Raw genomic sequence first — 21,926 nt, forward strand, 5'->3', positions numbered from 1 at the left:
CCAGTCATAGGCTGGTTATTACTATCAAAAGCCTGTGCCGTAAACTGCTGAGTAGTGCCGGTTTGCAGGCTACTGGTTGCAGGGGTTACTACGATACGCGCCAATGGCGCAGGTATTACAGTAATGTTGGCGGAACTGGTAACACTACCGCTTGTCACAACTACACTGTTGGGATAACTGCCTGTAATAGTTCCCGCGGTGTACAAGCCGCTACTGTTGATTGTGCCTCCACCTGTAGTTGACCAAGTGAAATTCACCCCAGTCATAGGCTGGTTATTACTATCAAAAGCCTGTGCCGTAAACTGCTGAGTAGCGCCGGTTTGCAGGCTACTGGTTGCAGGCGAAACAACAATAGAAGTTAAAACGCTAGGAATGGAATTGCCATATATCGCTGCCACACTCAATACTTCAGGAGTTTTGGACGGATCAGAAGTGCCAAGATTAAGTTGGTATTGTAAATAACGTCCTGTTGGTAAAGTAAGATTTACAAATCCGCTAGTATTAGCCGCTGTACTCCAAGATGACCAGCTAACTTCATCGTTTGAGGTTCTAGCCTGAAGGTTAACACTTCCACCGTTAGCGTTTAGTGCCCAGTATAGCTGATTCCAGCTAACTGGCTGACCCGCATCTAACACTTTGGATATATAGCTTCCGCTTGAAGCAAATCCTCCTGTAATTATGCTGTCTGCTAATAGACCTGCGCCAACCTCCCACGCACTCACCCAAACATAGCTGTTGGTTGACACATTCACGTTGTGAGTTGCTACTACCACACCATCAACACTGTACTGCACTACCCCTGTTCCCAGCAGTATCTCGTAATCGTGATATTGGTCAAGGGTTGTGTTTAACTGTGTTTCTATGAACACTCCACCATAGTTCGTTCTCGCGTACAAATGGTTCGGGTCTCGCGCAGGTATGCTGAAGATTAGCCACCAACTCATCAGGTCAGGCGAGAAACCGAAATGTTGGTTAGGGCTTCCATTTGTAAAATTGATTCGCCCCTGCAACCGGTTCAAAGGTTGTGGCGCAACGCTCTGGATGTAGCCCCCTCCTACCTTTACACTCCCTCCACTTACTACTGCGTTGCCTCCACTCACCCAATTTCCGGTTGTCCACAAATTGCTATCCAGCGTTGTACCGTTGAAGTTGTCTTCTAATAAGGCTTTGAGACGTATCTCACCGTCTATTAGATTTGTAGCGTTTGTGCCATTGAAGCTACCCCCTTGAAAATCGGCTTGGGTGGTTTGTATTATTGCTGGCGGTAGCACCGTCAAGCCCGAAGGCTGCGTGGTAGTGATGTTCCCAACATTTGTTATGGCTACATCGTAATTACCCGCAGGATACCCGGCAGGCAAACTGAATTGCAAGGTTGTTGAGTTTAATATCGTAATCGGGCTAATGTTATTTCCCGAAAGCGCTACAGAGAGTGGCGCAATAAAGTTGTTACCTTGGATGGTCACTGTAATGGGAGACGTGTTCGTAACCAGTGACGGGGTACTAGAGTTTATTACCGCTACTGGAATCGGGGCAGTAACAGTAAAGGCGGAAGGTAAGGTGCTACTATCTCCATTCGGATTAATAACCGTCAGGTTGTAAACTCCTTGCGCTAATCCGGCAGGCACAATCGCTGTTAGAGCCGATGAAGATACATAGCTCGAAGTTAAATTTACTGTTCCCAACCTTACTGTTATTCCTGATTGATAATTAGATCCCAAAATATTAATGGTAGTAGTAACGGATGCACTAGCGCTAGTAGAGCTAATCGAGGTAATTGTCGGTAAAGGCGTGGAAACAGTAGCTATATTGTAATTTGCCGTAACCGAACTTAATACCGGTGAAACGGACGGGTCAGCCGTATTTAAGGTAGCCCGATACTGCAAATATTGGGCATCAGGTATGGCTAACGAAACCGTCTGACTGCTATTCGGTGTACTCCATACAGACCATGTATAGCCATCGTTGGATGAGCGCGTTTCAAGCTGGATAGCGCCACCGTTCAGCGTTCCTGCCCAATTTAGCGTCAACCAAGTAGCTTTTACACCCGCATCCATAGTTGAAGAAACAAAAGTTCCCGTATTCGAGTAGTTGTTTATGCGTACCCAATCTACCAGAAGCGGATTAGTGGCGCTACCGGTAGAAAACCATATCGGTATGCTTCCGCTAATATTTGCAGAATGAGTGGCTAACAGCACCCCATCCACAAAATATTGAATCTGGGTAGCATTAATCTTCATTTGCACAACGTGGGAAAGGCTCAAGTCAACACCCTGAAGCAAGGTTTCAGTGTAAGTGCCTCCAATATTGGTTCTGGCATAAAGGTTGTTAGTATCATAACCGGGTACGCTAAATATAGCCCAATTGCTTCCCAAATCGAGAGATGGTCCGAAATGCTGGTTGGCAACACCGGGCGCAAATTTGATTTTCGCTTCAAGATTTAGCCCCACTAGAGGGAAACTGGTTTTAGAATTTACAAATGCGCCCGAAAGGTTGAGATTTCCGGCAATGTTTCCAGCGCTACCCCCTGTTATCCAAGCCCCACTATTCCATACAGCAGCATCAAGACTGGTAGCATTAAATGTATCTTCCAGTGGAGATAAGAGCTTTACTTCTCCCTGACCATAGGCAGTAGCAACAGTATTAGAGCCGCTACCACCTGCAAACTGGCTATAGGTATTCTGAACAAGTTGACCTGCTGGAGTCACAAAACTTGTAACCGCGCTTGTCGCCGTGTTATTAAACTGGTCAGTTGCTATAACCTGATAATAATAAGTTGTGCCGCTTAACAACCCGCTTAAATTCAGGGAATGGGTAGTAACGAAAGCGGTATCCGTAACAACGCTGCTAAGAGCAGAACTTGAAGTGCCGTATTTAACCGTAGCATTGGTACTTACATTGGTATTCCAGCTAATTTGTGCGTTAGAAGGAATAGGCGTAGCTACTATATTGGAAATCACAGGAACACTTGTAATGGGCGAATAGTTAGCTACAATATTGGAAGTACCGCCCGGTACTGTCACAAAGGCAAGCTTTTCACTGTTGATGCTCTTTGTAGTATAGCTATAGTTTGTACCATTAACGGTAAGAGAACCAAGATTTCCAAAAGAAAGTGAAGCCGGGACTACGACTGTTTGCATGGTTTGCGTGGGCGGAACGCTTACTGAGAACGATAGACTGTTAGAAGTCCACTTAACGGCTGAAAAAGAACTGTTATAACGGTTGTTAGTAAAATCCAGCCATTGGTCAGCGTTCAGAATCGGTATGCCCAAACTTCGGGCATAGCCGAGCGAATTTCCCTCCCATGCCGGCAATCCATTGTTATCGACATGAAGTTGGTAAGCAATTGCCTGATAATTGCCATTTTCGCTACTATCTATTGCTTGTTTAGCAACTACATAAGATTGTGCATCGCTCAATGATTCCGGCGAACCTTGCCAACTCAGCTGGTCATCGGTTATTTCGGTATATTGACCATAATAATCTATAATCTGACCGTTTATATCTATATACTTCATAGGCAAACCACTACCGGTCATATAACCCCGCGCCCAAGTATTATCGGGCTTCTTTAACCATTTGCCATAGCGGTAGGGAGAATAATCCATTAGATAACCGTGAGCGGCTCCAGTCGTAGCCGCATCTGTCCAACCCTGCCACTGTACCATATGAATGCGAACAGTTTGGCTGGTACGTGTGCCGTATCTGAAATCAAACCATGAATCCACCCTATCATAACTGGTACTCAAGGGATTATCAGGATGCGTAGAGAAGGTTGAACCCTGTGTTTGCCATAAAGCAACGTTAGCGGGGTCAGGTTGACCAGCTTGTGCCACATAAAAAGTTGTAGTAGCGGTGTAAGCATTTAAGGCTGAAATTAAATTAGAATAGTAACTATCGGGGTTAGCGTGTGCATCGCTAGTTAGAGCCAGAGTAGTATTTTTTCCGTTCGGGAAATACCACATACGCGGTAAGGGCTTTTTGGAGGCGTTAAGCTGGCTAAGAATGCGCCCAAACAAGCGTTGATGAAGGTCAGCTTGCGGCAAGGGCATTTTATTTAGGTCAATCCAATTGTAATACATGTCAGTGATGCGGATTGCCCCATCACCATCCGCATCCACATTAGTTTGGCTAGGGTTGCCCTGCCTTATGTAAGTCACAGCTTTAGCCACATCATAAGTAAAAGCCGCTGCCTTACCGTTGCCATAGTTATTAACAGTTACAGCCGGATAGGATGTAGCAGAAGTGGCATCGCTGTATAACAACGCTACTATTTGCGCCGTTGCCGCATTATAAGTAGTAGCAGTGGAATGAGTCTGGAAGCTATCGCTAGGAAAGCCCTGTCCATAAGTATTGTTAGTCTGAATGGCAACATAAGCATTATTAAGAGTGCCGTTGGATAAACCTAACCCAAAAACTGAAGCTAACTGTGCATCAGGGCGCATAGCTATAAGATTGCCACCGGTTTCCACATACGCGGTGAAAATTGAAGCCTGTAACGCAGATAAAGTGGTTTCAGCTAACACTACGGTATCATAACCCGATAATAATCCGGTAGTAACGCTAACCAGTTGGGTAGTATCAAACAGATTAAACCCTTCAGCATTCATTATTTCGCCAAGATACCGCCCGAATTTGTTAGAAGTATAAGCATCGTTATAAACAAGCAAAACTGGAGCAGTATTAGTCGCAGCAACTGGAGCAGCTACAATCGGGGATGTGTTATTTACTGCCGATAATCCGGGGGATTGTGCGCTAACATTCATTACTGGCAATAGCAGTTGTGCAAGTAAAAACATAGCCATTATGACATTGAATAATTGCTTTACCGAGACCGAATTTCTGTTCATAAGACTTTCGCTTTCTTTGAATTTGCTATTTAAATCGAATTTCTGAAAATTCATCACTGGTCGCGTCCCTGTTTGATAGCTTTCAAAAATGAGGCTGCGTCCGTCTGTTGCCCATTGAAAAGTAGTGTTGCAAAGAAAATTGGCTGACGCTATCTATGTTTGGAAATCGTGATAGGAGGCTTTTTCGGGGTAGTCTAAATATTAAACGAGAAATCGAAATATCAGATTGTCTTTTGGTTCTCTTGCCCATTTATTGATAATTCCAGCGCTGGTTTGTCCTTTGAAAAAAAGACAAATCAAAATGAATAACAATATAAAAACTAAGCCGATAGTATGACTTCTATTATCAAATTAAGCAGTTAAAAGGTGGTGAAATCGAAAAATGCAGATGTTAACAGGCTTTCATTAGTTTGATTAACCTCATAAAAGTAGGCAGCCTCAAGAAAGCTCTTAAAATATCTTCATAGTTGGTCGGTTTTGTTTCACGACCTTCTCATTGAGAAACAATAAACTTTGTTGAAAAGGAGAGAGAGGATTTTCACTGAGATTTTACTCCTCGCTCTCCTGTGTCCGCAATGGAAACCACTTTTTCAGAAAAGCAGGCAAAAATGGACAAAATAAGAGTTGGTGTAATAGGTTTAGGTAATATGGGCGAACGGCATTGTCGCGTTTTCAATTCCATGGCGCAAGTTAATTTTATGGGAGTAAGTGATTTGCTGGAGGAGCGTGGGCATCTAATTCAGGAAAAGTATGAGGTTCCGTACTATTCGGATTTTCACGACATGCTAGAGAAGGTGGATGCCGTCAGTATTGCAACTACCACGCCCGGACATTTCCCAATAGGTATGGAATGCCTCGCACAGGGCAAGCACCTTTTCATCGAAAAACCTATCGCTCTGACTGTAGAACAAGCTCAAAGCCTTGTTGAGTTGGCAGAAGAGCGGAAGAAAATCTTGATGGTCGGGCATATCGAGCGGTACAATCCAGCCTTTTCAGAACTGCAAAGCTTGTTAATTTCGCGCCAATCCGAAGAAGCGGTTGCAATTAATATCAGGCGGCTAAGTCCGTTTGATACTAGCCAGACTGACGTAGATGTCGTTTCGGATTTGATGATACATGACCTTGATCTTGTCTTAAAAATGCTAGGTCGGGTGCCGGATGCGATTGAAACTTTTGGACGCTCTGTTTTCACCTCAACCATCGATCATGCTGTTGCTACGCTCTATTATCATGATGGACCAGTAATCAGCCTCGCTGCTTCACGGGTCACTCAGCAAAAGGTGCGAGCTATAGAGTTGACAACTTCCGAATCCTACATCGAAACCGATTTGCTGCATAAATCTATTTCAATTCACCGCCGTTTTGTACCTTTTTATAGCAATCAGGAATCGCCTAAATATCGTCAGGAAGGTTTCATCGAACGAATCTTTGTACCTTCGTCTGAGCCGCTCCAACTGGAATTAAATGATTTTATCCAGTCTATTCGCACCGGAAAAAAACCGGAAGTTACCGGACAGGATGGTTTGGCAGCATTGGCACTGGCGCTAGAAATCAAACGCAAGATTCTGGAAACGTCTGAAAATGCCCGTGCCACGAAAAATGTCGCGTTGCATGCCCAAGAGTTCTGGCAACATTTGCGAATTTCAGGTAATCCCATATTGCGTATGAACACCTCGTCTTTAAGTGCGGGTAATTAGAAGGAGAGTGCAAAGTGAAGTCATCCATTCTTTCCATTGTAATTCCCTGCTATAACGAAGCAGACAACGTACCGGGTTTGGAAACAGACCTGCTGCCGGTGGTGGACAGGTTGTCGAAAAACAGACAGTGGCAACATGTGGAAATCATATTTGTGGATGACGGTAGTACAGATAATACCGCTCGTTTATTAGAAACCGAATTCGGCAACCGTGAGCATGTAAAGCTGATACGGCATGGGGTAAATAAAGGACTTGGCGCAGCCCTGCGAACGGGTTTTGAGGCAGCGAGCGGTGATGTGATTCTTTCTACCGACAGCGATGCCACCTACCCTTTCACCGAAATTGAGCTAATGCTAGAGCGTCTTACGCCCGAAGTAGATATTGTAACCGCTTCTCCTTACCATCCACAAGGCGGGATTGATAATGTACCGGGCTACCGTATCTTCCTGAGTAAGGGAGCTTCGCTGCTCTACCGAATACTAGTCAATCCGCGCTTGCATACCTATACCAGCATGTTCCGTGCTTATCGCCGCCCTGTGCTTGAAAAAAGCCGTCATGAAAGTAACGGTTTCCTAGGCGTGACTGAGATATTGGTACGGGCAATGCTAAGTGGAGCGAAGGTAGCGGAACATCCATGCCGGTTGAGGGTGCGTCGCTACGGACAATCCAAAGCCAAATTGGTACGTATCACCCGTTCACATCTCAATTTTCAAGGGCAAGTGCTGGCATATCGTATCAAACGCCTGATAGGACTTCAACAAGGCGCATTTCTGGCTGAGCAAAGAGGCTGAGTTTTTATGAGCAGCGCTTCTTCTACAATTCTGACTTTTCTGGGTACACGCCCTGAGATAATCAAACTTTCTCCGCTCATACCCCGCTTAACCGAAAGCTGCAAGCGCTCGGTATTGGTGCATTCCGGGCAGCACTATTCTTATGAAATGGATGCTCGCTTTTTTGAGGAGCTACAATTACCGGAACCGGATTATAAAATTAAAGCGGGCGCAGCAGGATTGGGAGCAGGTGAACAAACTGCCCGTATGCTGTCTGGTCTCGAACCGATACTGGAAACCGAGAAACCCGCGTTGGTAATTGTACAGGGCGATACCAACACAACGTTGGCTGGGGCGTTAGCAGCAGTGAAACTCGGAATCCCTGTCTTGCATCTCGAAGCAGGTTGTCGTTCCTTTAACCGTACAATGCCGGAAGAAATAAACCGGGTGCTGATTGACCATATAGCAAAGTTATTACTAGCCCCAGACACGGTTGCTATGGATAACCTCATAGCAGAAGGTTGTGATAAACAAGCTAGTGTACATATTGTCGGCTCAACGGGGCTAGAAGCATGCCTTCGGGCTTCAAAACTAGCGGAAGACCGAAAGTTACTGGCAGAATTAAGTGTAAAGCCAAGCGAATACTTCGCGCTTACCTTGCATCGTGCCGAAAATACCTCTGCTGAAGTTCTGCCGGGTCTAGTAAAAACCATTAACGCTCTATCCGAGATGTATCCGGTGGTATTCCCTATTCACCCGCGTACAGAAGCCATGTTGGAAAAATATGGGCTGGAACTGGACAACCGGGTTATTCGCCAAAAGCCAATGGGCTACCTTGACATGATAAAACTAGTTAGTTGCTCTCGCGCTACCCTAACAGATTCTGGCGGATTGCAGGAAGAAGCAGCAGCTTTAGGCGTACCGGTGCTAATCCTGCGAAAGGAAACAGAGTGGACTTACCTAGTAGAAGCAGGTAAAGCCACTTTGCTGGGAAACAAATACCCTGAATCTTATGCAATTGCTCGTGCTTGCCTAAAATCAGAAAATCTGGAAGCTATGCAAGAAGCCCGCATCCAAATACCGAAGAACGTAACCGAGAAAATACTGGGCATTATCAAGCAATTTCTTGAATCTTGAGCAAGAAAATGGCGTATTCCAAGGCGCCTTTATAGCGTTTAGTAGGGAGAAAAAATGTTCAAATCAAATATACCCGGCTTAAAAAGAAACGCGCTTAATGATAGCACGCTTGATTTTGGAAACGGTGGCGCTACCCTTGCCAAACAAACCGGAGAACGCGCTATCAATGCCCGCTTGTTACATGCTGCTCCGGTGCTAATAAGTGTAGCCCTTAATGTAGTTGGTCAACTCGTTTTGAAGCGGGGTATGAGTGACCTCGGTCCTCTCTCCCTAACCGAACATAGCATTATAGACTTATTTATGGCAATTGCCACGAATGTTTTTGTCATTATTGGCGCGTTCATCTATGCCGGAAGCGTTTTATTTTGGCTGGTAGGCTTGAGCCGAGTACCGCTCAGCTACGCCTACCCCTTTATCAGCCTTAGTTATGTCGCTATTCTGGCTGCTTCCTTCTTTATTCTGGGTGAACAACTTAATCTGCTGCGGCTTGCAGGGGTGGCATTAATCTGCTTTGGCGTAATGTTGGTAGCCTATAGTGAGGAGTAAACAAGCGTGAGTATCTTCTTTCCGGTGTTGGCAAGCACTATATTTGGTGTGGTGGGGCAGTTAGTTTTGAAAATTGGTATGACCAGAATGGGTCCCCTCTCAATGCGTGGAAATGGCATGCCTGCTGCCGTTTTATCCATTGCTACCAACATATATGTCATGGGTGGGCTATTAATTTATGGTATAGGTGTGTTTTTTTGGTTGATTGCGCTTAGCCGCGCCCAACTTAGTTATACCTATCCTTTCGCCAGTTTGAGCTATGTTTTAATTACACTTGGTTCAGTTTTTATATTGAGAGAAAAAATCAACATGATGCGCTTGGCAGGAGTATTGGTCATTTGCTGTGGTGTGCTGGTAGTAGCAGCTAGTTAAGGAGTAACACAGATGAAAGTTGCGGTTATCGGCGGGGGATTGCTAGGGCTTAGCATTGCATATGAATTAAGCAAGCGTGCAGACTATCAGGTTAATTTGTTTGAAGGAGCAAACCAGTTAGGGGGAGTTGCCGGTTCAATGCCTTTTGCAGAGGCGGAAGTGGATCGCTTTTACCATTGCATACTCAATAGCGACCGCGATGTTTTGCAATTAATTGACGAAGTGGGCTTGAGCGACAAAATGCGCTTTACCGAAACCAAACAGGGCTTTTATCACGCGGGCAAGCTCTACCCAATGACCAGCCCTTTGGAATTGTTGAAGTTTCCGCCTTTGAAATTAATTGACCGTTTAAGGCTGGCATATACAATCGTGCATTGTCGTCTTTTCATCAAAAATTGGACACCCCTTGAGCGACTAAGTGTTGAGAAATGGCTGGTAAGGCTGGGAGGTAGGCGCACCTACGAGAATATCTGGAAACCTTTATTAAACGCAAAATTTGACGGGGAGTTCGGAGAAGTACCGGCTACCTACATTTGGTCGCGCCTTGTACGGGTAACTTCAACTCGCGACAAGAAAACCGCTAAAGAATTAAGCGGGCATATTATCGGGGGTTATCAGACGCTAGTTGACGCTATGGCACGTGCAATAACGGTACGCGGTGGGCGAATTCTAACAGGAGCAATTGTTAACGAAATCGTGCTAGAGAGTAATGAAGTTCGTGGGCTGAAAACTGCGGAGGGGTTTGAAGAATTTGATTTAGTAATTGCCACAACCCCGTCCCAAATAATCAGTAAGTTATTGCCAAATGCCAGCCTTGAATATCGCCAATCGCTAGAGGATATACCCTATCTAGGCATTGTGTGTTTGCTATTGGCGCTTAATCGTTCGCTTATTCCCTACTACACCCTGAATATAACCGATACTCGAATACCTTTTACGGCTGTTATTGAAACTACCACGATGATTGACCCGCAATATGTAGCTGATAACCATTTGGTATATTTGCCAAAATACTTGATGGCGACCAACCCGCTTACGGGTATGAGCGATGAGGAGGTAAAGGAAAAGTTCTTATCCGAATTACAAGCTATGTTTCCACAATTTGAACGAAATTGGATAATTGATGCGAGAGTTATGCGAGAACGTTTTGTAGAACCTTTGCACAGCATTCACCAGATATGGCAAGCCCCTGCTTTGCAAACGCCCTATCAGAACCTCTACTTGGCAAATACTACCCAGATATGGCCCGAGCTAACTAATGGTCAATCTGTAACAACTTACGGGCGAAAAGTAGCGCAACAATTAGCAGAACGCTTATCAGGGAAAGCAAGTACACCCGCTCATGCCCCCCTATAACCTTTATTTATTACCCCAGTTGAGCAGGTTTAGAGCCTGCTCTTTTTATAATGGACTTACTTACAGCCACTTAAAGCAGGTAGCAGTACCAATTTACCAGATATTACCGGGTGAAAGTGCCAGATAAACCGGTACTTTTGTACTGTTGTAAATATCGGGTAAAAATATAAACTTATAATAGCATGATTATATGAATATATGATTTGCTCAATTATAATTGTAATTTTTCTTTTGGTTAGCCACTGCTCTTCTATATCTTCTATAAATTTAATTTCGCCCGACAACATAACAACTCCTGAGAAAAAGAAACAGAATTATAGGTTAGATAATCAATACTTTGCGGCACTTTGTATGCCCATAGTTTATCGGAGTTGAGGGGAAAATGAAGAATATTAAACGTTTACTGCTAGTCGGCAGCTTAGCACTAACATTAATGGCAGCGATAGCCATTACAATAGTGACGGCGACAGGTCAGACTCTTAAACCTGTAACATTAAATGCAGGAGATAACATTACGGTCAATTGCAATAACGGGAAAATTCTGGTTACCAATAGCAATGAAGGAGTCACGCTTAAATGTGCGGGTGCGCCTGTAATCGAAGGTTTTGTGGGTGTCAGTGAAGGGGCAAGTTTGCTAGGAACCGTCAACATTGAGGTAAAAGTACAGTCCGGCTCTAGCCCTATTAGCCTAGTAATTTTTGATCTTTTCCAAGGTACCAAACGCTTGGATAGTCGCAATGAAGCGAGTCCGCCATATTTTTATTATGGAGCTAATCAAGGAAAGCCTAATGGTTGGGATACCACAAAACTTCCCGATGGGGATTACAGTCTCTTGGTTACAGCTAATTCGACTGATGGACAGAGCAGCAACGCTCGCATTAATTTCATTATCAAAAATGCCGCACTACCACCCGCTACTACTACCCCACCTGCAACTACAGATAAGGGAGTGTGCGGTGAATCAAGCGAAATGTGGCATCCTCCGGTTGTAACCGGAACAGATGGTAAACCTTGCAACACGGGGCATGAGCATGGGGATGAACCGCCTAAGTGGATTTCTGACGCTGGTTATATGGTGATGTTTCATGGTCATTTCAGCACATCTCCCTTAGAAAACACTGCTAAACATGCAGCAATGAAAGGTTTTTCAACCCGGTTTGGAGATACAGACGTATATTTTAGAATACACGCAGCTTCCAATCCGCTAGATCACTCTGCTAGATACCATTCCTATGAAGTGTGGGCGCGAGACTCCAGCGGAGCAGTATCACACTGGCAAGGTTGGAATAATACGGGCGATCCGATTACAGATCGCATAGTGCGCCGGCAAGGTGTTGAAAGCAGTGTTAGACCGATTATGCTAGTGGTAGATCAAACCTCCTTAGCACAAGGGATTGGCTGTGAGCAATGGTATTCTACTACTGCCAGATGGTCATGGGATTTTGGCTGGACAATTTGTGGGGCAACTACATTCTACACGCCGGGCGAAAACACTACCGCAAGCGACCAATCAACTTGGAAACTGACCGGTTCACTCGGTGGTACACGAAGACTTGAAGCGGCTTGGTACATATTCCGAGCGCACCCTACGGGGAAATTTTATGCCACCCAGTTTGGGGATATTGTTTCCGGGCTGAATGATGCAAAGTGTAGCGCAACAAGCGTTAAGTACGGGGTAACTTACCAGAATGTTTGTCTGGAGCAGTACATAGCCCCAACTATGAAGCAGGTTTCGTTCCCCAACAACGCCATCCAAAAGGATTTCGATGTAACGGGAGTAAAGATTCCAAACTAACAGTTTCTTATATGGGTGCAACCATTCCGGCTGCACCCTTTCATCTCTTATTCATTCCTTCTTGCAATAATTAATCAGCGGATAGTTCTACAATTTTGATTCAAATTTAATTTCTATGCAACGAGCCTTTTTAATTCCTCATACATATCGTATAGGCAGATTCTTGTTAGTTTTACTGGGATTTGGCTGCTTTATTGCAGTAGAATTGCTACTGGGTTCAGGTTTTCTACTTTCAAGACCATATTTTTTATTGTTGCCTGTATTGCCATTTATATTTCTACTAATATCTGCTCGATTGGAACTTGGCATAGTTGCCCTGTTATTCTGTATGATGTGGGTCAGATTCGGTCTTTCCACCGGCACTGCCAGCAAACTGCCAATTAGTTTGCTGTTTGCTTTGTTCTGGGGGGGGCTTTGGCTGGTAAAGATGGCATTAGAGGGTGATATTCGCTTTATCCGCTCTCCCTTGAACAAGCCGGTGCTATATTTCATTATTATTCTGCTTCTTTCAACCTTTTGGTCGCGCTTTCTGATTGACCCCCAAGTAGTGCTTTGGAGCGGCTTCGAAAAAGTTCAGCTAGGTACAGTCGGAGTGACCATAGCCTCGATAACAATACCTATTTTGTGCATCAATCTTATAAAAAACAATAAGCTGGTCAAAATCTGTTACGGGTTAGCAGTAGCTGGCAGCCTGTTTTACTTGCCATTCTATACGTACGAGGTATTTTTTGCTAAAGCATCGGCGGACACTAACGAAATCAGTTTGGCTACATTATCACGGGTTTTCAACTCAGGTGGTCTTTTCCCGCTCTGGATGTGTACACTCTCGCTGGCGATGCTTTTCTATGCTAGGAATCTGGGCAAATGGCAACGCTTCTTCATAATTCTGTGTCTTGGTGGCTGGTTATTTCGTTTGTTTGTAGTTACTCTAGTGCGTATTTCAGGTTGGCTACCGGCGTTAATGGCAATGTTAGTTATATTATTCCTGTATTCTCGCAAGCTATTCTTTTTCTTTCTCTTAGCATCTGCAATATTAATTGCGATAAATTACCAAACCATCTATGATGCCACCGTTGTACAAAAGGAAAAAGAAGGAACTTTGTCAGGCGAAACCAGTCGGCAGAACCTTTGGAATCAAGCATTTCAAGTTTCTCAAGACCATCCATTATTAGGTACAGGTCCCGCCGGATATGGGAATTATTATATGGTTTATTTTAGAGACCTTTCTTTATCCACCCACAATAATTACCTCGACATGTTATTGCAATATGGTCTCATAGGGCTTGGTATTTTCTTATGGTTGTGTTTTAGCCTTATAAAAGAGTTATGGAAATCTGCCGCCTTGCAACAAAAAGGCTCATTTGAGCATGCCTTTACTATTGGAGCATTTGCCGGGTCAATTGGCATGATGATAGGAATGTGGTTGGGGGACTGGGTAATTCCTTTTGCGTATAACCAAACAATTAGCGGGTTTAATTATACTGCCTATAACTGGGTTTTTTCTGGTTTGGCATTGGCATTAGGGCAGATAGCGCGGAAAGCGCGTACAAAACCGGGTGAATAACCCTTCTAAAAGGCAAGTTCTTTTAGTATTCTGTCCAAGTTTTCGGCTATAAGATTCCAGCAATATTTCTCTTCAACCAATTTGCGAGCATTCAAGGCTAAACTAGCTGCCAATTCAGGGGTATGCAGCAGCGTTGAAACCGCCGTGACAAAATCGGATGGGTTATCGGCGATTAGCAGGTGTGTGCCATTAACTACATCCAGTCCTTCGGCACCCTTTGAGGTTGACACAACAGGGGTTCCAAGCGCAAAGGCTTCCAGAATTTTCAAGCGTGTTCCACCTCCTGAAAGAATCGACGCTACACATACCGCGCTTTCTACCATAAGGGGCTGTATATCATCCAAGAATCCGGTAAAGGTAACTCCCTTCAAAGTTGAGCTTAACTCCTGTAAATTTACCCCACTATTTTTCCCGGTTACGAACAATTCAATATCGCCCTCTCTACCCCTGATTTTGGGAAAGACCTCAGACAGAAAATAGGCAACTGCCTCATAATTTCGGTTAAAGGTCAAGGCTCCATTGAAAATAAGTTGCTTTTTCCTTGTAGTCGCGTTATAGGCTCGGAATTGGTAAGCTGCTACATCAACCCCATTGGGAAGTACATGTAATGGAGTATTGTGAGCGAAAGGTTCTATTAGCTCTTTTTCAGACTCTGAGACAACCGAGATTCCTTTATAATGTTGTCCCAAATAGCCTATATATTTTGAGTATTTAACCCAAGTTAGCTTATTACGTAGGCGAGTTCTCAGCTTTATATCCCCGTTAAACTGGTGAATTGCGCCAATTTCAAGTTCTTCCAGGAAACAGGGGACTTTGTATTTTGTGGCTAATAAACCGTAATTTGCCATATCTAGCTGGCTTGCCAGTACCAGGTCGGCAAGATGAGCATTTAGGATTGCTTTAAGATGTATCGCCATTTGAGGCTGATAAGTCGCTACCAAAGAGCGGGGGCGAAAAGAAAAGAAACCGGCAAGAGCTTTCAAACTGGTGGGGCGATAAGGCTTGTAAGGAATACATTCCACCTCACTGCAAAATTCTTTTAAATTTGGAATTGCTTCATTAATTGCATCACCATCTTCATAGAAAGTCAGTAAATGAATCTCATAACCTCTGGCTGATAGCTGCTTCAATAGATTAAATATACGCAATTTACTTCCGTTAGAAGGCGGGTAGGGTAGCCAGCGCGACAAGAATACTAATCTCATAATAACCAGACCTCAAAATTACTCAGCTCGTTTTTTATAAAGCGTATATTTTCCGAAGTCAGCGACTTTAACGAATTTGCCGGAATTAATTAGCGCAATGTACAACCCGTTCCAGTTGGAAAAAGCTCCATCAATCAGATAAGCTGCTGCAAGGTTATTTGTATCGTACTGTTGGGCAACCGTACCGGGTGCGCCTAGCCACATAATCCGAACGGCTTTATCCAGTAATTCTGGGGGTGGGGAATGATAACGATGGTTTGTCAGAAATCCCATCTCTGACTCCCACGTCTCAATTACTACGCTATTAGGTACATTTTGATTTAAATAAGCAGTGAGTCTTTGTGCGCTATCATCAACCTTCAGGGTTTCGGTAGAAATTTTTACTAAGTTGAGGCTGAATAACAAAGCAAAAATAACTCCAAGTAAAAGAGCTATAGGGGTTTTAATAGCTTGCTTTTTGAGAAGAGTTGCTAATAAAGCGGGTGCATCCCAAACCAACCGGGCAGAAAACAAACTGCAAAGTACCAGAGCAGGAAAAGCATAACGCTCCCATCCAATTGAGGCAAACCCAAACCAAACCAACCAAACAATGGCACAAAGCAAAGGGGAAAACAAACTAAAGCTAGTTGCAGTTTTAGTACGCGCCAACCATAAGCTGTACAAGATGCCCGGCACAAGCGTACACCACAGCGCATTCGGTTCAACCAAGAAATAAAGAGCGCTTTTCATGCGGGATAGAGATAAAACAAAGGCACTACCACCTGATGCGGTTTTTAGCATGTCGAGGTTAGAAGCGAAATCGCCTCCGCCAAGAAAATAAAGAACGATTAGATACCATACACCCAATGCGCCAATCACCGTAACAAGCGGAACAGCAAAAATCTTCCAACCTAAACCGGCTACCCGAAAATAATAGCGGTTTGCCAACCAAGCAATTACAAATACCGGAGGTAGCAACAAACCGTAATTGCTTTTAGTAATAGTTGCCAACCCCCATAGAAGGCTTGCCCCTGACAATAGCCTGAGAGAATAGCCCCGTTCCACCAACCTACACCACAACAATAACCCGCCCAGAAAGAATGCCAGCGCGGGTATCTCTCCCAACCCTTGCCTACCAAGTCTGATAAAATCAATTCCGGGTGAGGTACACAGCATTAATAACGCCAATACGCCCGGTAAAGCTGCCACAAAACATCTCACATATAGCCAGTAGAGCGCGGTTGCTAACAATAAATAGAGAACAATTACCAGCCTGCCTTGCACCAAACCAACTCCAAAGAGTTTGAAAGAGAGCGCTATCGGTAGCAATACAGTTGGTCCCACCCCAATAGTTGGTCCAAAGTATCTATAACCGTCAGAAGTCCAGACCGCGTATTGTCCATGCTCAACTAGCGTTTTTGGCACACGCAGATGCTCGCCCTCATCAAACCAAGGTACTGGACTGTATTCAAGATTTAGCAAAACCAGACATAGAAATATACCTATACCGACTATAGATATTATGCTGGATAGATACTTTGGTATTGTTATGTCAGATGTGGCGGTTTTTGTTATGGTTTGCACACTCGCCTACTTTATCCCGTAAGTCTTCTGTTTATGATAACTAGGTTAATTCAAATTAATTCTAATTAGTAGATAGTGAATTGATAATAAGAAGCCATGAATTATTTTTCATTACCCAATATCATCACTTATGGGATATGCCACCCAACCCACTAACCATCGCTATTAACATGTTAAGGTACTTACTATGCTTGCCTATCTGTGGAGCTTTCTCGAAAAATTGCAGCATTCCGGCTTTTATGGCGCTATAGCGACGGTAATTGTCACTCATTGGGGTAATCCTTTCTTTGTCTAATTGGGGAGCGCCAATCACCTATTCTCCCTAGAACTTCTTTTCTGTAAGGTGGCAAGGAGAGGAAATATAAAATAACATGCCGCTTTTTGCTTTTGCCCTAAAAAGCGCGAAAATAAGCTATAATACCCATTACATTTTCCTGTAAAGAAAGATTGGTCTAATTGAAAGGGAATATAGATTAATATGCAAACTCTATCCAAACGCGCCGAAATAGATGAGAAATATAAGTGGAATCTGGAAAGCATTTATGCTACTGAGGCTGATTGGGAAAAGGATTTTATTGCAGTAGCCGAAAGCTTACCCGGTCTGGAAGCCTTCAAAGGCAAATTGGGCGAATCAGGCAAAGTTTTGTTTTCTTGCCTACAAAGACAGGATAAGCTTATGCTTCAAATGGAGCAAGTGGGGGTTTATGCACACATGCGCCGGGATGAAGACACCACTAACACCCCCTACCAAGCATTATACGATCGGGCGATGGGCTTATGGTCGCAACTTGGCGCAGCCGCATCTTTCATAACCCCCGAAATTGTAGAACTTTCCGATGAAAAATTGGCGGAGTTCTTCAAGCAAGAGCCTCAGCTAGAGCTATATCGCTTTGCATTGGAACAGATAATGAAAATGAAGCAGCATACGCGCTCTGCCGAAGTTGAAGAAGTATTAGCTCAAACTTGGGAAGTTATGAGTGGACCAAGTAACATCTACGATATGCTGACCGATGCTGACTTCAAGTTCGGCACTATTTTGAACGAGAAAGATGAAGAGGTAGAAGTAACTCACGGTCGTTATATCAGCTATCTCGAAAGCCAGAACCGCAGAGTTCGGCAGGATGCTTTCAAAACCCTATATGCTACCTACGCGAAATATAGTAACACGCTTGCTTCAGTCTATGCCACCTCCGTTAAAGCGGATATTTTTGGAGCAAAAGTGCGCGGCTATAAAAGCAGCCTTGAAGCCAGTCTGAAACCGTTAAACGTACCGCTTGAAGTTTATTCAAACTTGCTGGAAACGGTAAATAAAAATCTGCCCACGCTTCACCGCTATTTACGAGTACGTAAACGCATGCTAGGGCTAGATGATTTGCATATGTTCGACCTGTATGTGCCGTTGGTCGCCCAAGCAGATCGTAAAATCCCCTACGAAGAAGCAGTCGAAACGGTAGTCAAAGGGTTGAATAGGTTGGGAGAAACGTATGTGCGCGAAATGGCAATGGGTATAAACTCGCGCTGGATAGATGTTTACGAGACTCCGGGAAAATCCAGCGGCGCTTACAGCAGCGGCAGTTATACAACTCAGCCGTTTATCCTGTTAAATTACCAGAACAATCTGGATGGTATGTACACCTTGGCACATGAACTCGGTCATTCCATGCACTCTTTCTACACCAACAAAAACCAGCCTTTTCCCTATGCCAATTATAGCCTGTTTGTAGCTGAAGTAGCTTCTATCACTAATGAAGCGTTGCTGACTGACCACTTGCTAGAGCAAACCACTGATTCGGCGCTGCGTATGTATCTGATTAACGCCGAATTGGAAAAATTTCGCACCACTCTATTCCGGCAAACCATGTTTGCTGAATTTGAATACGAAACGCACCGACGCGCTGAGGAAGGCGAAGCCCTTACACCTGATTTGCTCAATAGCATTTATAAGGAATTGAATGTCAAGTATTACGGCGCAGAAACAGTAGTGGATGAAGAAATAGCTTACGAGTGGTCACGTATTCCCCATTTCTATCGCGCTTTCTATGTTTACCAATATTCTACCGGAATTTCAGCCGCTGCTGCACTTTCAAAACAGATTATAGAAGAAGGCGAACCCGCGGTAGCGCGTTATTTACAGTTCCTCAAAAGTGGTTCTAGCAAATATCCAACCGATTTGCTAAAGTTAGCAGGAGTGGATATGACTACACCACGTCCGGTACAACAAGCGCTTGACCATTTTGCCGATATGGTGGACAAATTTGAGCAGATGTCTCTGCAAACTGTTTAGTAGTAGCTTGCAATAAAGTAGCGTTCACAATCCAACAAAGTCTATGGAGACAAACACGAATGTCTGATTTTGAATTTGATTTTTTACCTAACCATCCGGCGGGGGTCTGCGCTCCTGCCGGTTGGCGTTCCGGTAATACCTATTGCGGTTTGAAAACTTATGGAGCAGGAAAGCTCGATTTGGGCTTGCTGGTTTCAGATGTTCCAGCCGTCGCCGCCGGGGTTTTCACTACCAACGTGGTAAGAGCAGCCCCAGTTTTCCTGTGTGAAGAAGTGGTCAAAAGAGGTCAGGCGCAAGCGGTAATTTATAACGCCGGAATTGCCAACGCTTGTACCGGCGAACAAGGCATGTTAGATGCTCGCGAAATGACTCGAATTGCAGCATTAAAGCTGAACATTGACCCAAAGTTGGTACTGGTAACTTCAACCGGAGTTATTGGGCATTTACTGCCAATAGAAAAAATCCAGTCCGGTGTATCGAACATTGAACTTCAATATGGCGAGGCGGCAGGAGCAAGCGCTTCCTTTTGTATTATGACCACCGATACCCGCCCGAAACGTTGCGTAGTTCGCCTAAAATTGGATGGTAAATCTGTTCATATCGGCGGTATGTGTAAAGGCGCAGGCATGATTCATCCCAATATGGCAACGATGCTCTGCTATTTGACCACCGACGCAGCCGCTACCCACGAATATTTGCAAAGTGCGTTGCGTGAACTAGTGGAGGATAGCTTCAATTCTATAACGGTGGACGGCGATACCAGCACAAATGATAGCGTGTTGTTATTGGCAAACGGGTTGGCGAGAAACGAGACTCTTGGAGCAGGCGCAACAACGGAAGATGAGCAACACTTTAAAGCTGCTTTGCGTGAGGTAATGGTCTATCTGGCTAAAGAAATTGCCAGAGACGGTGAGGGAGCTACCAAACTGATAGAAGTTCGGGTGAGAGGGGCGCAAAACAAACATGAAGCACGATTAGCCGCTCGAACCTCTGCCGGTAGCAGTCTTCTTAAATCGGCGGTTTATGGTAGTGACCCAAACTGGGGGCGGGTTATAGCCGCAATGGGGCGCAGCGGCGCAATTTTTGACTCCAACAAAACCGACATCTGGATTGGCGAGGTGTCGCTAATGTTGAATGGTACGCCTCAGAAATTTGAGAAAGCAGAGGCTCAAGCTGCTCTAAAGGGACCAAACGTCATAATTACGGTGGATATGCACACCGGAAGCGAGGGAGAAGCAATCGCTTGGGGCTGCGATTTGACCGAGCAGTATGTAGTAATTAACAGCGAATACGAGACTTAATCTCAAAGTGACCGAAATGGAGAGTTTGAGCCAGTAATTCTGAAAAAGCGCCAGACAAGGACAAATGAACTTGAGGAAAAGAGCATTCATCTGTACGGCAAGGGCTTATCAAACCGGGATATAGAGGGAATGCTGAGAAATATCTAGGGTTTTGTCTGTGTTTTTAGGTTTTCTGGTTCATCTCTTTTTTTGAAGCATATTTATTTACACACAACTATTCACATACCCTGTAACGGCTAGATGCGAGTCCGAATACAAATCTAGCTTGGCGCTACCTTTATTGACTTTTGCCTTTTTGTCAAGCTTTTGACTATACAACTCTGTCCCGATTCTTTGCTTTATGGTTTTTTATGCAATTCTTGAGGTATAATAACCCCATTCCAATCTATATTAACAGCTCGGTTAATCGGGTTACAGCTATCTGCATTATAGTATTCGTTCCGGAGGACAATCAGTTTGAACAAGGGGCATCCAGCTGCTGCGATTACCGGGGTAGGAGTTTATTTACCTCAGAAAATTCTTTCCAACCATGACCTAGAAAAGACGCTAAATACCAGTGATGAATGGATTAGGCAACGCACCGGAATTAGCCAGCGTCGCATCGCTGAGAGCCATGAAACCACCTTCACTATGGCGCTTGAAGCCGGAAAAAATGCGCTTAAAATGGCAAAACTGCGCCCGGAAGAAATAGACCTGATTATTTGCGCCACTCTTATTCCTGAACACCCTTTCCCTAGCACTGCTGCGCTAGTGCAAGCCTCGCTAGGGGCGAGCAAAGCGGGCGCGTTCGACCTTGAAGCCGCTTGCGCTGGTTTTGTGTATGGTCTAGGAGTTGCGCGTGCCTTCATCCACAGCGGAATGGCAAGGGTAGTTTTGATTATCGGCTCAGAAACTATGTCCCGTGTGGTAGATTGGGAAGACCGCAGCACTTGTGTGCTTTTCGGAGACGGTGCAGGCGCGGCAATAGTGCAATCCAGTTTCGATGAAAAAGCGGGCGGGATTCTGGAAGTTGCCCTCAAAAGCGATGGCTCGAAAGCCGATTGCCTGAGTATTCCGGGCGGCGGTAGTCGCTACCCAACCACCGAAAACACCGTTCGCGATAAGCTCCACTTTTTGCGTATGAACGGCTCGGAAGTGTTTAAAGCAGCGGTGCGTGGGATGGCGGATGCCACCCTTGAAGCCCTAAAACGCTCCGATTTACAGTTAAGTGACCTGAGTTTATTGATTGCACACCAAGCAAACAGCCGTATAATAGAGGCGGTACAAAAACGCCTTGAGTTGCCCGATGGAATTTCTTATCAAAATCTGGAGCGGTATGGCAATACCAGTTCTGCATCAATCCCGCTCGCCCTCTACGATGCTATGCATGAAAGCAAGCTCAGACAGGGAATGTACCTAGCAGTTGCCGGCTTTGGTGGCGGTTTTACTTGGGGAGCTACTATAATAAAATGGGGTTTAAACCCTGAGAACTAGATTTACAGAGTAAATT

At 44.6% G+C, this 21,926-nt stretch carries 15 protein-coding genes; 11 read left to right on the forward strand and 4 right to left on the reverse strand.

Going from position 1 to position 21,926, the window contains the following annotated elements:
• Positions 1–4,847 (reverse strand): fibronectin type III domain-containing protein (locus WCK19_RS08310; RefSeq protein WP_342396913.1); only part of this gene is annotated, 4,847 nt, incomplete at its 3' end.
• Between the two features lie 608 nt (positions 4,848–5,455).
• Between WCK19_RS08310 and WCK19_RS08315 the strand changes: the two genes are divergently transcribed.
• From WCK19_RS08315 to WCK19_RS08350, 8 genes are all read left to right on the forward strand, one after another.
• On the forward strand, positions 5,456–6,544 hold the full coding sequence (locus WCK19_RS08315; RefSeq protein WP_342396914.1) for a Gfo/Idh/MocA family oxidoreductase: 1,089 nt from the start codon (positions 5,456–5,458) through the stop codon (positions 6,542–6,544).
• Between the two features lie 14 nt (positions 6,545–6,558).
• Positions 6,559–7,335: a glycosyltransferase family 2 protein gene (locus tag WCK19_RS08320; RefSeq protein ID WP_342396915.1), complete on the forward strand. Its 777-nt coding sequence runs from the start codon at positions 6,559–6,561 to the stop codon at positions 7,333–7,335.
• 6 nt (positions 7,336–7,341) lie between these two features.
• The gene (gene wecB / locus WCK19_RS08325) at positions 7,342–8,451 is read left to right on the forward strand and encodes a UDP-N-acetylglucosamine 2-epimerase (non-hydrolyzing) (protein ID WP_342396916.1); all 1,110 of its coding nucleotides are present in this window, start codon (positions 7,342–7,344) and stop codon (positions 8,449–8,451) included.
• 54 nt (positions 8,452–8,505) lie between these two features.
• Positions 8,506–8,997, forward strand: coding sequence for an EamA family transporter (locus tag WCK19_RS08330; protein ID WP_342396917.1), 492 nt, complete (start codon positions 8,506–8,508; stop codon positions 8,995–8,997).
• A gap of 6 nt (positions 8,998–9,003) precedes the next feature.
• Positions 9,004–9,369: a hypothetical protein gene (locus tag WCK19_RS08335; RefSeq protein WP_342396918.1), complete on the forward strand. Its 366-nt coding sequence runs from the start codon at positions 9,004–9,006 to the stop codon at positions 9,367–9,369.
• A gap of 12 nt (positions 9,370–9,381) precedes the next feature.
• On the forward strand, positions 9,382–10,725 hold the full coding sequence (locus WCK19_RS08340; protein ID WP_342396919.1) for an NAD(P)/FAD-dependent oxidoreductase: 1,344 nt from the start codon (positions 9,382–9,384) through the stop codon (positions 10,723–10,725).
• Positions 10,726–11,107: 382 nt separating this feature from the next.
• On the forward strand, positions 11,108–12,520 hold the full coding sequence (locus tag WCK19_RS08345) for a hypothetical protein (RefSeq protein WP_342396920.1): 1,413 nt from the start codon (positions 11,108–11,110) through the stop codon (positions 12,518–12,520).
• Between the two features lie 163 nt (positions 12,521–12,683).
• On the forward strand, positions 12,684–14,084 hold the full coding sequence (locus WCK19_RS08350) for an O-antigen ligase family protein (RefSeq protein WP_342396921.1): 1,401 nt from the start codon (positions 12,684–12,686) through the stop codon (positions 14,082–14,084).
• A gap of 5 nt (positions 14,085–14,089) precedes the next feature.
• Here the strand turns inward: WCK19_RS08350 and WCK19_RS08355 are convergent, their stop codons facing one another.
• From WCK19_RS08355 to WCK19_RS08365, 3 genes are all read right to left on the reverse strand, one after another.
• On the reverse strand, positions 14,090–15,289 hold the full coding sequence (locus WCK19_RS08355; protein WP_342396922.1) for a glycosyltransferase family 4 protein: 1,200 nt from the start codon (positions 15,287–15,289) through the stop codon (positions 14,090–14,092).
• Between the two features lie 18 nt (positions 15,290–15,307).
• Entirely contained in the window at positions 15,308–16,852 is a 1,545-nt protein-coding gene (locus WCK19_RS08360; protein ID WP_342396923.1) for a glycosyltransferase family 39 protein, read from the reverse strand.
• A 124-nt stretch (positions 16,853–16,976) separates the two neighbouring features.
• Complete coding sequence (locus WCK19_RS08365; protein WP_342396924.1) at positions 16,977–17,123, reverse strand: hypothetical protein; 147 nt, start codon at positions 17,121–17,123, stop codon at positions 16,977–16,979.
• A gap of 207 nt (positions 17,124–17,330) precedes the next feature.
• Here WCK19_RS08365 and pepF point away from each other — a divergent pair, with 207 nt between their 5' ends.
• The 3 genes from pepF to WCK19_RS08380 all read left to right on the forward strand — a co-directional run bounded on the left by pepF (position 17,331) and on the right by WCK19_RS08380 (position 21,910).
• The gene (pepF, locus tag WCK19_RS08370; protein ID WP_342396925.1) at positions 17,331–19,136 is read left to right on the forward strand and encodes an oligoendopeptidase F; all 1,806 of its coding nucleotides are present in this window, start codon (positions 17,331–17,333) and stop codon (positions 19,134–19,136) included.
• Between the two features lie 59 nt (positions 19,137–19,195).
• A complete protein-coding gene (gene argJ / locus WCK19_RS08375) occupies positions 19,196–20,437 on the forward strand; it encodes a bifunctional glutamate N-acetyltransferase/amino-acid acetyltransferase ArgJ (RefSeq protein WP_342396926.1) in 1,242 nt (413 codons plus the stop codon).
• Between the two features lie 456 nt (positions 20,438–20,893).
• On the forward strand, positions 20,894–21,910 hold the full coding sequence (locus WCK19_RS08380; protein ID WP_342396927.1) for a beta-ketoacyl-ACP synthase III: 1,017 nt from the start codon (positions 20,894–20,896) through the stop codon (positions 21,908–21,910).
• Positions 21,911–21,926: the final 16 nt, after the last annotated feature.

It is taken from the genome of Candidatus Chlorohelix sp. (genome assembly GCF_037138995.1).
Taxonomy (GTDB): domain Bacteria; phylum Chloroflexota; class Chloroflexia; order Chloroheliales; family Chloroheliaceae; genus Chlorohelix.

Bases quoted from the DNA above. Each gene is read 5' to 3' on its own strand.
- WCK19_RS08365 (WP_342396924.1), bottom strand. From the start codon at position 17,123: ATGAGTGACAATTACCGTCGCTATAGCGCCATAAAAGCCGGAATGCTG.
- WCK19_RS08315 (WP_342396914.1), top strand. From the start codon at position 5,456: ATGGACAAAATAAGAGTTGGTGTAATAGGTTTAGGTAATATGGGCGAA.
- WCK19_RS08345 (WP_342396920.1), top strand. From the start codon at position 11,108: ATGAAGAATATTAAACGTTTACTGCTAGTCGGCAGCTTAGCACTAACA.
- wecB (WP_342396916.1), top strand. From the start codon at position 7,342: ATGAGCAGCGCTTCTTCTACAATTCTGACTTTTCTGGGTACACGCCCT.
- pepF (WP_342396925.1), top strand. From the start codon at position 17,331: ATGCAAACTCTATCCAAACGCGCCGAAATAGATGAGAAATATAAGTGG.
- WCK19_RS08355 (WP_342396922.1), bottom strand. From the start codon at position 15,289: ATGAGATTAGTATTCTTGTCGCGCTGGCTACCCTACCCGCCTTCTAAC.
- argJ (WP_342396926.1), top strand. From the start codon at position 19,196: ATGTCTGATTTTGAATTTGATTTTTTACCTAACCATCCGGCGGGGGTC.
- WCK19_RS08330 (WP_342396917.1), top strand. From the start codon at position 8,506: ATGTTCAAATCAAATATACCCGGCTTAAAAAGAAACGCGCTTAATGAT.
- WCK19_RS08340 (WP_342396919.1), top strand. From the start codon at position 9,382: ATGAAAGTTGCGGTTATCGGCGGGGGATTGCTAGGGCTTAGCATTGCA.